This window comes from Actinomadura sp. NPDC048032, assembly GCF_040653175.1.
GTDB classification, from domain to species: domain Bacteria; phylum Actinomycetota; class Actinomycetes; order Streptosporangiales; family Streptosporangiaceae; genus Spirillospora; species Spirillospora verrucosospora.
On sequence record NZ_JBEZJP010000284.1, the window covers coordinates 1 to 10,700 of the forward strand.

At 70.8% G+C, this 10,700-nt stretch carries 11 protein-coding genes and 1 pseudogene; 5 read left to right on the top strand and 7 right to left on the bottom strand.

Annotation, left to right across the window (positions count from 1 at the left end; translation table 11 throughout):
- From AB0C69_RS28955 to AB0C69_RS28970, 4 genes and pseudogenes are all read right to left on the bottom strand, one after another.
- Positions 1-707: pseudogene (locus AB0C69_RS28955) on the bottom strand (hypothetical protein); the annotation flags it as partial.
- 220 nt (positions 708-927) lie between these two features.
- Positions 928-2,055 (bottom strand): sensor histidine kinase, encoded by a 1,128-nt coding sequence (locus AB0C69_RS28960; RefSeq protein ID WP_360358326.1) that lies wholly within the window; start codon positions 2,053-2,055, stop codon positions 928-930.
- Positions 2,056-2,184: 129 nt separating this feature from the next.
- Entirely contained in the window at positions 2,185-2,724 is a 540-nt protein-coding gene (locus tag AB0C69_RS28965) for a DUF1062 domain-containing protein (protein WP_360358327.1), read from the bottom strand.
- Positions 2,725-2,986: 262 nt separating this feature from the next.
- Positions 2,987-3,724, bottom strand: coding sequence for a VOC family protein (locus AB0C69_RS28970; protein WP_360358328.1), 738 nt, complete (start codon positions 3,722-3,724; stop codon positions 2,987-2,989).
- 233 nt (positions 3,725-3,957) lie between these two features.
- Between AB0C69_RS28970 and AB0C69_RS28975 the strand changes: the two genes are divergently transcribed.
- Genes AB0C69_RS28975 through mca form a run of 3 tightly spaced genes read left to right on the top strand, consistent with a single transcriptional unit; the run spans position 3,958 to position 5,831 of the window.
- Positions 3,958-4,083 carry a hypothetical protein gene (locus tag AB0C69_RS28975; protein ID WP_360358329.1) on the top strand — a complete coding sequence of 42 codons (126 nt, stop codon included), beginning with the start codon at positions 3,958-3,960 and terminating at the stop codon, positions 4,081-4,083.
- 12 nt (positions 4,084-4,095) lie between these two features.
- Positions 4,096-4,986: an alpha/beta hydrolase gene (locus tag AB0C69_RS28980; protein ID WP_360358330.1), complete on the top strand. Its 891-nt coding sequence runs from the start codon at positions 4,096-4,098 to the stop codon at positions 4,984-4,986.
- Complete coding sequence (gene mca, locus AB0C69_RS28985) at positions 4,986-5,831, top strand: mycothiol conjugate amidase Mca (RefSeq protein WP_360358331.1); 846 nt, start codon at positions 4,986-4,988, stop codon at positions 5,829-5,831. The genes AB0C69_RS28980 and mca overlap by 1 nt, the downstream gene beginning before the upstream one ends.
- 242 nt (positions 5,832-6,073) lie before the next feature.
- Here mca and AB0C69_RS28990 read toward each other — a convergent pair whose 3' ends face one another.
- The gene (locus AB0C69_RS28990; RefSeq protein WP_360358332.1) at positions 6,074-7,093 is read right to left on the bottom strand and encodes an aldo/keto reductase; all 1,020 of its coding nucleotides are present in this window, start codon (positions 7,091-7,093) and stop codon (positions 6,074-6,076) included.
- Positions 7,094-7,258: 165 nt separating this feature from the next.
- Here AB0C69_RS28990 and AB0C69_RS28995 point away from each other — a divergent pair, with 165 nt between their 5' ends.
- Entirely contained in the window at positions 7,259-8,092 is an 834-nt protein-coding gene (locus tag AB0C69_RS28995; RefSeq protein WP_360358333.1) for a helix-turn-helix transcriptional regulator, read from the top strand.
- Between the two features lie 47 nt (positions 8,093-8,139).
- On the opposite strand, the gene AB0C69_RS29000 is transcribed toward AB0C69_RS28995, so the two are convergent.
- Together AB0C69_RS29000 and AB0C69_RS29005 are read right to left on the bottom strand one after the other, a co-directional pair.
- Entirely contained in the window at positions 8,140-8,700 is a 561-nt protein-coding gene (locus AB0C69_RS29000) for a GNAT family protein (RefSeq protein ID WP_360358334.1), read from the bottom strand.
- Positions 8,701-8,930: 230 nt separating this feature from the next.
- Positions 8,931-9,581, bottom strand: coding sequence for a TetR/AcrR family transcriptional regulator (locus tag AB0C69_RS29005; RefSeq protein WP_360358335.1), 651 nt, complete (start codon positions 9,579-9,581; stop codon positions 8,931-8,933).
- A gap of 124 nt (positions 9,582-9,705) precedes the next feature.
- Between AB0C69_RS29005 and AB0C69_RS29010 the strand changes: the two genes are divergently transcribed.
- On the top strand, positions 9,706-10,242 hold the full coding sequence (locus tag AB0C69_RS29010; RefSeq protein WP_360358336.1) for a dihydrofolate reductase family protein: 537 nt from the start codon (positions 9,706-9,708) through the stop codon (positions 10,240-10,242).
- Positions 10,243-10,700: the final 458 nt, after the last annotated feature.

Sequence of the window (10,700 nt, forward strand, 5' to 3'; positions counted from 1 at the left end):
GGAAACAGCAGCGCCAAGAAGGCGAACGCCGCCACGGCGCACACGGCCCCTAGCCGGAACAGCCCGGGGACCGGCACCGCAGCGCGGGCCGGGGCGCGGACCCCGCGCCCCGGCCGCACGGCGAGCGCCGCCGTCACCGCCGCAGCCGCCAGCCCGAGGACCACCAGGGCGGCGCGGCCCGGCAGCAGGTAGCCGGAGTCCTCCACCGGAGGCACCGACACCCGCAACAGCGCCGCCCCCAGCAGCGCCGCGGCGGCGGTGCCGGCCAGCCCCGCGCGGCGCAGGTAGGGCGTCCGGCCGAGGTCGCGGAACGCCAGCTCGACGAGCGTGACCGGCAGCAGGACGCTGAACACCGCGTGGTAGGGAAGGTTCAGCTCGGCGTAGGGGGCGTTGACCCCCCACGGCCTGGGCCCCCACCCGGCGGCGCCGTACAGGTGGGGGCTGGTGAGGCTCTGCAGCGCCAGCCCCTCCTCGACCAGGCCGTAGGCGAGGCCCATCAGCAGCAGGGCGCCCGCCCCGCCGCCCGTCCGGCGGACCGCCTCGCGGATCAGCAGCACCCCGGCCCCGTAGATCGGCACATAGAGGACGACGAGCCACAGCATCTTCACGGGGACCGAGCCGAGCGTGAGCTCGGCGACGGCGGGCGCGACGAGCACCAGCGCCGCAGCGGCGCGCCGCTGCCGCCGCCGGTTCGAAGGAGGGACCATCCCTCGACGGTAGGTTCGGGCCCCGCCTCCGCGCCTCCGGCGACGGACTGGTCTGCGCGCTCCGTCTTCAGACGGAGAGACGGACCCGAACCACTCCGCGGTCGTAGGCGAACACCCCGAGTTCGCGCGAAGTCGACGACACGCGCGTCCTCCCCCTCGCCTCGGTGACCATCAGACGACGCGCGATCTCGGTCTCCGAGGCTGTGTGAGCACCGGGCCGTCAGGCGGGCTCCTCCAGCGGCAGGTGGGCGCGGACCCGGAACCCGCCCGCGGGATCCGGCGCGGCCTCCAGCGTCCCGCCCAGCAGCGCCGCGCGCTCGCGCATCCCGGCGACCCCCTGCCCGGCGCCCGTCCACGCCGACCGGCCGCCGCCCGTCCCGTCGTCGCGGACCTCCACGGTCAGGCGGCCGTCCCGCGCGCGGACCGTGACGACCGCGGTGGACGCGCGGGCGTGCCGCAGGGCGTTGGTCAGCGACTCCTGCACGATCCGGTACGCCGACAGCGCCACGCCCGGCGGGACGTCGGCATCCTCCAGCCCTTCCCGCACCACGCGGACGGGGAGCCCTGCGGCCTCCACCGTCCCGGCGAGCCGCTCCAGATCCGCGAGCGTCGGCTGCGGCACCAGGGCGTCGCCGTCGGGAACCGCCGCGGTCTCCCCGTCCAGCAGCCGCACCGTGCGGACGAAGCGGCGGAGCTCGACCAGCGCCTCCCGCCCCGACGCCTCAAGGCTCCGCACCGCCTCCCGCGCCTTCTCGGGGCTGGTGTCGAACACGTCGTCCGCGGCGGCGGCCTGCACCACCATCACCGACACCGTGTGCGCCAGGACGTCGTGCAGTTCACGCGCGATGCGAGCCCGCTCCTCCAGCACCGCCCGGCGCGCCTCGGCCTGCCGCCGCGCCGCCCACGCCCGTCCGAGCGCGCCCCAGCTCCACGCCAGGACCGCCGCGACCGGCCACAGGATCGCCGCGACGCCGCGGCCGCCGGCGCCGGCCGCCGCGCCGAGGACGGCCGCCGTTCCCACCGCCGCCCACAGCGACGTCCGCGCCGGCCGCAGCCAGGCGAACGTGCTCAGCACCACCAACGCGATCCCGGTCCCGGCCGCCGGAACCAGCCACTGCAGGGCCGCCCCGCAGACCACCGCGACCGCGGTGACCACGGCGGGCCGCGAACCCAGCCACCACAGCGCGGCGGCCTGGACGACGACGAGCGCCGTCACCAGCGGGCGCCCGGCCTCCGCCGGCACGCCGCGGGGCGCCAGGAGCAGCACCGGTGACAGCGCCGCCAGCGCGCCCGCCACCAGCGGCGCCTTCCACCGCGTCGGCAACGACGCCTCGAACCGGTCTCGCACGCCTGCAGACGCTACCAGCGCGGATTCCGCCACCGACCGAACTCCGCAGCCCGCAGGACGACTCGCGCAGGGCCGCCGGTATCGGGGGCAAGGACCGGGCGGGCCGGGTGGCCGCCCGGTCCTTCCTCGCTAGTCCCTGGCCATCACCGTGAAGGTGAACCCGGTGGTTCTCGGACGGCGCAGCGGAACGTCGCACTTGATCCGGCGCAGCACCTCGTTCCTGCTGAGGCCGAGCCCCTGCGCGATGAGCCGGTCCGGCCGCACCGGCACTGGATCCTCGAAGACGACCTCCACCCGGACCGGCCACGCCCCGTCCTGCCATGGCGACGGGACGTCCAGCCGCCAGGCTCCCGTCCAGTCCAGGGTGAAGCGGTTGCGCCGGGCCAGCAGCGGATCCAGCAGCCTGGACGCCACCAGTTCCGGATCGTTGACGCGGTAGCCGTGGAGCTCGACCGGATCGATGGACCTGACCGGCACTCGCTCGTGCACGGGGACCTTGCGCGTCCGATCGCAGGACACGCAGCGAACCAGCAGCCACACGTCCAGCAGCTTGCCGTTGGCGTTGACGCGGAACCTGCCCTCCCCGGTGGTGGCCGACTCCGAGAGGCAGTCCACGCACCGCAGCGAGAGCAGAGGCAGCCTGGTGCGGTGCACGACCCAGGGCAGCACGATATGAGGTTGTGAAGACATGAGCCCTCTAGACCTGACACGAGGCCGATTACGCGCGGCCTCGAACGCTGAACGACCGGGCGCACAACGGCAGCCCGGCGGAGCCGACGAGAGCGTCGGCTACAGGTGAGCGAGAGAAGGTGTCAGGTCTGAAGAGCAGGCGGGGTCACGCGGTTCTGTCCTTTGTCTTCACTGCGACAGGGCCGCACGCAACCTACGGCACCCCGAAGGAGGGCTCAAGCGGTTTTCTTCGCGGCCCGCGTCAGCCCCGGCCGAGGACGCAGAACTCGTTGCCCTCCGGGTCCGCGAGGACCGTCCACGGCACGTCGCCCTGGCCGAGGTCAAGGTCCGTGGCGCCGAGACCCCGCAGGCGGGCGACCTCCGCGTCCTTGGCCTCCACGGGGTCGGGCAGCAGATCGATATGCACGCGGCTCCACCACGTCCTCACACTGGGCGCGCGGAGGAACTCCAGATACGGGCCGACGCCCTCGGCGGAGCGCAGCACCACACGATCATCGGTCTCCTCGTGCACGGTCCAGCCGATCGCCTCGCCCCAGAACCACAGCATGGCCCGCGGATCCGCGCAGTCGACCACCACCGCGGCGATCGGCCCGGTGTCCCGGTAGACGTCCCGAGGCTCCAGGACGCAGAAAACGTTGCCCTCCGGATCGGCCATGACCGTCCACGGGACGTCGCCCTGGCCCACGTCCGCGGGCGTCGCACCGAGATCGGTCAGGCGCGCGACCAGCTCCGCCTGGTGGGCCTCGGAGGTGGTGGCGAGATCGAGGTGCACACGATTCTTCACCGTTTCGGGGTCCGGAACGGTGACGAGGTCGACGCAGACGGCAGTCGGGTCGGGCCAGTCGAAGCCCACGGGCTCAAGGTTGGTCACGCCGGGTCCCTCGCTGGAAGTGCCCCAGCCGAGCACCTCCGCCCAGAACCGGCCAAGCGCCGAGTCATCCCGAGCCTTGAAGTTCACCTGAACAAGTTGCAGCGCCATGGCGCCCCACCCTAAGCCCAGACGGGGAGGTCTTCGGAACCCGGCCAGCAGGCCAAACGCCCTCCCGACCGGCGACCGTTGGCCAGGCTCGCGGCGTTGGCGATCGCCTGCCGGGTCTGCTGCCTCTTCAGCTCACGAAGTCCAGCGGTCATGCGATCCAGAGTGCAAAAATATTCTTGACACATATTTATGCTCAGCCTAAGTTTGCTCACATCTCAACGAGAGGAGCGCGCATGAACCTGCGCATCACCCCACCGCCGGCGTCCAGGAAGACCCCGTTCGCGTACGGCAAGAACGTCCGTCCCAACCCCAGGCCCCTGCTCCGCAAGCCGCCGGCGCGCGGCAGGAAGGGCCGCTGAGGAGAAGCACCCATGCACATCCGCGCCACCACCGAAGAGATCGCCGCCGTCAGGGCCCGTTTCGACCTGCTGACGGCCGGCGTTCCCGACCTGCCCGCCGACTCCGACCAGGCGCCCGCGCTCCCCGGCGCGGGCGGCCTGCCCGGCCAGTGGGTGAACGTCTCCGGGCGGTCCGGTACCGACGCGGGAGTAGTGCTGTACGTCCACGGCGGCGGCTTCGCGCACACCGAACCGCGAGCGGAACGGCTCCTGGCCTACCACCTGTCCAAGGCCACCGGCCGCCCCGTCTTCGCGATCGACTACCGGTTGGCCCCCGCCCACCCCTACCCGGCGGCGCTGCACGACGTGCTGGCCGCGCACGACGACCTGCTCACCCGCGGAGCGGCGGAGGTCGTCCTGTTCGGCGAGTCGGCGGGCGGCACCCTGGTGCTGTCGGCCCTGCTGGCGCTCAAGGCCGCGGGGAAGCCGCTGCCCAGGGCCGTCGCGGTGTCGCCGGTGACCGACCTGACCCTGTCCAGCCTCTCCCCGAAGGCCGACGACGGGCAGGACCTGATCAACCGTGCCGTCCTGGAACGGGTCCGCGCCCAGTACCTGGCGGGAGCACGACCCGATCAGGCGCCCCAGTCGCCCCTGCACGGCGACCTCGCCGGACTGCCGGACCTGCTGCTGGTAGCAGGCTCCCGAGAGGTGCTGGCCGACGACGTGCGCCGCTTCGCCGCGGCGGCCGAGAACGCCGGTACTCACGCCGCCCTCGACGTCTACGAAGGCATGCCCCACGTCTTCCACCTGGCGATGCTGACCGGCCCGCCCCTCACGACCACGACCACTTTCCTCCGCCGCCTGGCGGACTTCACCAACGGAAGATCTGCATGCGAGTCACTCGAAGAGAACCGTTGCGCCTGATGAGCGTGCACGCCCACCCCGACGACGAGTCGAGCAAGGGCGCCGCGACCCTCGCCAAATACGCCGCCGAGGGCGCGGACGTCCTGGTGGTCACCTGCACCGGCGGCGAGCGCGGCACCGTGCTCAACCCCGCCATGGACCGGCCCGAGGTGCGCGAGAACCTCGCCGCGATCCGGCGGGCCGAGATGGAGACCGCCCGGGACGTCCTCGCCGTCCGGCAGCGATTCCTCGGCTTCGTCGACTCCGGCCTGCCGGCGGCCGGCGAGCCGCTGCCGGAGGGCTGCTTCGCCCTCGCCCCGCTCCAGGAGGCCGCCGGACGGCTGGTGGCGCTGATCCGCGAGTTCCGCCCGCACGTCATCGTCACCTACGACGAAACCGGAGGCTATCCGCACCCCGACCACCTCAGAACCCATGAAGTGACCGTCGCGGCGTTCGAGGCGGCAGGCGAAGCCGACCGGTTTCCCGGCACCGGGCAGCCCTGGCAGCCGCTCAAGCTCTACTACCACGGCGCCCTGTCCAAGGCCTGGTTCCAGACCATGCATGACGCGATGACCGCCCGCGGTATCGATTCAGGCATGCAGGCCGTCCTGGCCGAATTCCCCGCTGACGTCCCCGCGCCACAGTTCACCACCCAGGTGCCTTGCGCGGAATACTTCGGCGTCAGGGACCGGGCACTGCTCGCACACGCCACCCAGATCGACCCGAACGCCGGCCTCATGCTGCACGACCGCGACGTCGAGCGGGAGGTCTGGCCCACCGAGGACTACCATCTGGCCCGCTCCCACGTAGAGACCTCCCTCCCCGAGAACGACCTGTTCTCCGGCCTGCGGCCCGCAAGGTGCTGATCAGGAGATCGGCGTCCACAGCAGCCAGTACGTCTTCGCCCGGCCCACGCAAGAGATGTTCGACGCCATGACCGCCCAGCTCACCGAGCCGTCCGACGAGCCCGGCGCCGACCTGTCACTGAAGACCTACTGAAAGCTGGCGGCGTGGGGCGCTGGCCAGGCGTTCGCCGTCCGGGCTGAACGCCACCGCGTACACCGTGGTGGACCACCTCCCTGGGCAGACCGCCGCCCGGCCTCCGGGCTCAGGCCGCCGACCGGAGCCCGGCGGGACGACGCCGGAGAGCGGGGTCGAGCAACGCCGGGGGCTTGTACTCCTGGTCGAGCGCGCTGACCTCGGTGCCCGGCGGGACGATCTTGTCGATCCGGTCGAGGATGTCGTCGGACAGCACGACGTCGGCCCCGGCCAGAAGGTCGTCGAGGTGTTCCATGGTGCGCGGGCCGAGGAGCGCGGCGGTGACGCCCGGGTGGGCGATGGCGAACGCCATGGCCAGGTGGGTCATGGGCAGGCCGGCCTCCTCGGCGAGCGGGATGAGACGTTCGACGACGTCGATGCGGCGCTCGTCGGTGAGGTGGCGGGAGAACTGGACGCGTTTGAGGTCGTTCTCACCGCCCTTGCGCACCCGGCCGGTCAGCAGGCCCTGGCCGAATGGACCCCACGCCATGACGCCCATGCCGTACTCCTGCGCCAGCGGCAGGACCTCCCGTTCGATGCCGCGGTTCAGGATCGAGTACGGCGGCTGCTCGGTGCGGAACCGCTGCAGGCCGGCGCGTTCGGCGGCCCACTGAGCCTGGACGATCACCGAGGCGGGCGTCGTCGAGGAACCGATCACGCGCACCTTGCCGGCCCCGACGAGGTCGGTCAGAACGGCAAGGGTCTCCTCCAGGTCGGTGTCCGGGTCAGGTCGCTGGAGCTGATAAATGTCGATGTAGTCGGTGCCGAGCCGGCGCAGGGAGTTCTCGACGGCGGTGGTGATCCAGCGGCGGGAGGCACCCTGCTGGTTGACGCCTTCGCCCATGGGCATGCCGACCTTGGTGGCCAGGACCACCTCGTCGCGGCGGCCCTTGAGGGCCTTTCCGACGATGTCCTCGGAGTCGGCGTAGCGGTCGGCGGTATCGATGAGGTTGATCCCGGCGTCCATCGCCTTGTGGATGATCCGGACCGACTCGTCCGGGTCGTTGCCCATCTGGCTGGCGAACATCAACGTGCCGAGTGCGTAGGGGCTGACCTTGATCCCGGTCCGCCCGAGGTTGCGATACTTCATGAACGTGCTCCTTCGGTCCCGACCGGCGAGTGGATCCCGGCCGGCCACCGCCCGTCGGCCGGTACATCCACCTTCCGCGGACCCGCGGGCATCAACCAGTACCCGCCGCAGCCTGTGGACCGGGAGTACCACGACGGGACGCGGCCGACTGCCCATACTGGGGAGATGACCGGATCCACGGATCTTGGCAGGGCCCTGCACGCCTGGCGGGATCGCACGAAACCGGCCGAGGCCGGCCTGCCGGACGATGGACGCCGGCGCGCGCCAGGCCTACGGCGTGAGGAGCTCGCCCTGCTCACCGGCTTGTCCGTCGACTACATCGTGCGGCTCGAACAGAGCAGGTCGACGAATCCGTCCCCCCAAGTACTGTCCGCGCTGGCTCGGGCGTTGCGGCTGACGACGGCGGAGCGTGAGCACCTCTTCGTGCTCGCCGGTCAGGCGGTGCCGGGCCCCGGACAGATTTCCGACCATGTGCCGGCCGGCGTGCAGCGCCTGCTGGATCGGCTGACCGGCACACCGCTGAGCGTGTACGACGCCGCATGGAACCTCATCACGTGGAACCGGTTGTGGGCCGCGCTGTTCGGCAACCCGCCCGCGTCGCGCGGCTTCGGGAGGAATGCGGTGTGGTGGTCCTTCGTGGAACCGCCCGCCGGATACCCCCAGGCCATGAGCAGGGAGACGGGTAACCGCGCCGCCTTCATCTCCGACCTGAGAGCGGCGGCGGCTCGCTATCCGAAGGATGCCGGACTGGCCGCACTGATCGATGAGCTCCGTGCCCGGAGCGGTGACTTCGCGGTGCTGTGGGACTCCGGCGTGGTAGGTGTGCACGAGCCCCTGACCAAGACGATCCGTCACGCGAGCGTCGGCGAACTCACCCTCGACTGCGACATCCTCGCGGCGCTCGGCAGCGATCTGCGGATCATGGCCTTCACCGTGGCGGAGGGCAGCGAGACCGCCGAGCGGCTGCGGCTACTGGAGGTCGTCGGCGTCCCGGTCTGACGGGCGCCGGAACGGACAGTGGATTTGGCAGGCCCATCACGGGGCGGCTACTCGCCGGGCAGAGCTTTCATCCCGCCCCCCGTCGCCTGGACGCGGTCGGTCAACTCGTCGGCCAGGAGGTCCATGAGGAGGCCGTCGTGCCACGTGCCGTCGATGTCGCGTTCGTACTGGCGCATGACGCCGACCGGGCGGAAGCCGACCTTCTCGTAGCAGCGAATGGCGGCGGCGTTGGAGGCGGCCGGGTCGATGGTGATCCGGTGGTGGCCGTGGTCGTCGAACAAGTGCCTGGCGAGAGTGCGGATCGCGTCGGGCCCCAGGCCGCGACCGTGCACTGACGGGTCGAGGTAGATGTCGATGCCGGCGTGGCGGTAGTCGGGGTCCTGCTCGGCGTGCCACTGGATCAGGCCGACGGTCCGGCCTTCGTGTTCGATGACCAGTTTCCCCGTGTCCGTTTCGGCGAGCTCGCGGGCCACCTCGGCGACCAGGTCGGTTCCACCTCGCCACCACCGGCGGACCTCCGGCCTCGCGCGAATCGCCGCCAGCGCGGGCACATCGTCCGTCGTCGCCGGACGCAACGTCACCGACTCACCGAGAAGGGTCTCGCTCATGGGCCGACGATATCCGTGGCACCGTTCCAACGGCACCTGATGCCGACCCCGCACCACCCGCCGCACGTCCACACCCGCGAGCGGCGGATCGTCTCGGCGAGCTCACGGCGGCCGCCGAGACGATCTGCACGCGGCTCCCTTCGCCGAGGATTCCGGTGGCTCGCCAATCCCTGCCGCTTTCCTGAGTCCTCGGGCGTCGCTAGACCGACACCCGAGGACGTTTCAGCCGCTCAGGACGCGCGGTAGGCGGCGGCGAAGGCGCGAACGGCGGTGTCGGCGTAGTGGTCGAGTTCGGCTGGCGCGAAGTGGACGTCCTCACCGCAGAACATGACCTTGTTGACCGGGATCGAGACGACCAGCCAGGTGAAATGGTTGGCCGCGAGGACGGGGTCTTCGATCCGCAGCAGTCCGCGGTGGGTCAGTTGCTCGAAGGACGATGCCAGCGCGGCGTGCACTCGCTCGGGGCCTGCCTCGAAGTAGGCACGGCCGAGTTCGGGGAAGCGACCGGCTTCGGCGATGACCAGGCGACGCACGCGCAGGTGTGAGGGTTGCGTGATGGCGTGGACGAACTGGCGCGCGACCGCCGTCAGGGTGGTCTCGACGTCATCGGTGATCGCCAGCTCCCCCAGGGCGGCCTGGAAGAGCTGATCGATGCCGCCCAGGCGATCGAGAATGATCTGCTCGAACAGCTTCTCCTTGCGCCCGAAGTGCTTGTAGATCGTCTGCTTCGACGCTCCAGCCACCGAAGCGATCTCGTCGGTCTTCGCGCCGACGTAGCCGTCGCGCAGGAACACCTCCATCGCCGCATCCATGATCCGGCGCCGCGTCTGCGCGGCGAGATCCTCCCCGGCGCCCGCCTGCGGAGGTTCGGCTTTCGGCATCGTCGCTTCTCCTGGTTCTGCTCTGCCAGAACGAACATTGACTCTGTCCGAACAGTACCGTACGGTACCGTACCGCCGGGCAGTACCGTACGGTACGGTTCACCCCTTAGGTGAGGAGAATCCAATGCGCAAGATCATCAGTAGCCTGTTCGTGTCGCTGGACGGCGTGGCAGAGGCCCCCGACACCTGGCACTTCCCGTACTTCAACGACGAGATGGGCAACGCAGTCGGCGGGGCCATGGCCGGCTGTGACGCGATGCTGCTGGGGCGTGTCCAGTACGAGGAGTTCGCCGCCTACTGGCCCACCAGCCAGGACGAGTTCGCCGGCTTCATGAACGACCAGAAGAAGTACGTGGTCACCACCACGCTCACCGAAGCCACCTGGAACAACACCGAGATCATCAGTGGTGACGTGGCCGCCAGGCTCCGCGCACTCAAGAGCTCCGAGGGCAAGGACATCGCCGTCACCGGCAGCCTCACCCTCGTGAGGTCCCTGCTGGAGGCGGGGCTTCTGGACCAGCTGCAGCTGTTCGTCCACCCCATCGTCGTCGGCAAGGGCGCCCGCTGGTTCGACGGCCTCGACACCATCAAGCTGGACCTGACCACATCCGAGACCTTCACCACCGGCGTGATCAACCAGATCTACACCCCGGCCGCCTGAGACGAACCGACTCTCAGCTGGCAGCCACCGTGGTCGGGACCCCGGCCACAGAGCCCGCCAGCTGAGAGTCAGCTTTCTGGGCTCATCACACAGAGCTGCCTTGGGGCCGGTGGCACGGACTCGAGCCCTGGACCACTCTCACAGGGAAATATCGCCGCTTTCGGTTCCGGGCGGCGGCCATTCATTTCACGTGGTGGGGCTGGCCAGCGGAAAGCCGCTGGCACGGCCCGCAAGCGAACCTCGGAGCGCACGCCGACCGCCCTCCATCACCTCCGGAGCATCAGCGCTTGACGCGCGCGCCTGGCGGCATCGGGAAGTATCGGCCCGAGGCTGCGGGATGCCCCCTGCGTCACGCGACCGGACGAAGCTCGTCCGGCTGCTCGCCGACGCCGGGATCGAGACGGTGGCGACGGTGGGCGACGGCCCCGGCCTCCTCGGGATCGTCGAGGAGCACGCCC

Excerpts from the sequence above, each read along its gene's own strand:
- AB0C69_RS28970 (WP_360358328.1), bottom strand. The coding sequence starts at position 3,724 with ATGGCGCTGCAACTTGTTCAGGTGAACTTCAAGGCTCGGGATGACTCG.
- AB0C69_RS28975 (WP_360358329.1), top strand. The coding sequence starts at position 3,958 with ATGAACCTGCGCATCACCCCACCGCCGGCGTCCAGGAAGACCCCGTTC.
- AB0C69_RS28980 (WP_360358330.1), top strand. The coding sequence starts at position 4,096 with ATGCACATCCGCGCCACCACCGAAGAGATCGCCGCCGTCAGGGCCCGT.
- mca (WP_360358331.1), top strand. The coding sequence starts at position 4,986 with ATGAGCGTGCACGCCCACCCCGACGACGAGTCGAGCAAGGGCGCCGCG.
- AB0C69_RS28990 (WP_360358332.1), bottom strand. The coding sequence starts at position 7,093 with ATGAAGTATCGCAACCTCGGGCGGACCGGGATCAAGGTCAGCCCCTAC.
- AB0C69_RS28995 (WP_360358333.1), top strand. The coding sequence starts at position 7,259 with ATGACCGGATCCACGGATCTTGGCAGGGCCCTGCACGCCTGGCGGGAT.
- AB0C69_RS29000 (WP_360358334.1), bottom strand. The coding sequence starts at position 8,700 with ATGAGCGAGACCCTTCTCGGTGAGTCGGTGACGTTGCGTCCGGCGACG.
- AB0C69_RS29005 (WP_360358335.1), bottom strand. The coding sequence starts at position 9,581 with ATGCCGAAAGCCGAACCTCCGCAGGCGGGCGCCGGGGAGGATCTCGCC.
- AB0C69_RS29010 (WP_360358336.1), top strand. The coding sequence starts at position 9,706 with ATGCGCAAGATCATCAGTAGCCTGTTCGTGTCGCTGGACGGCGTGGCA.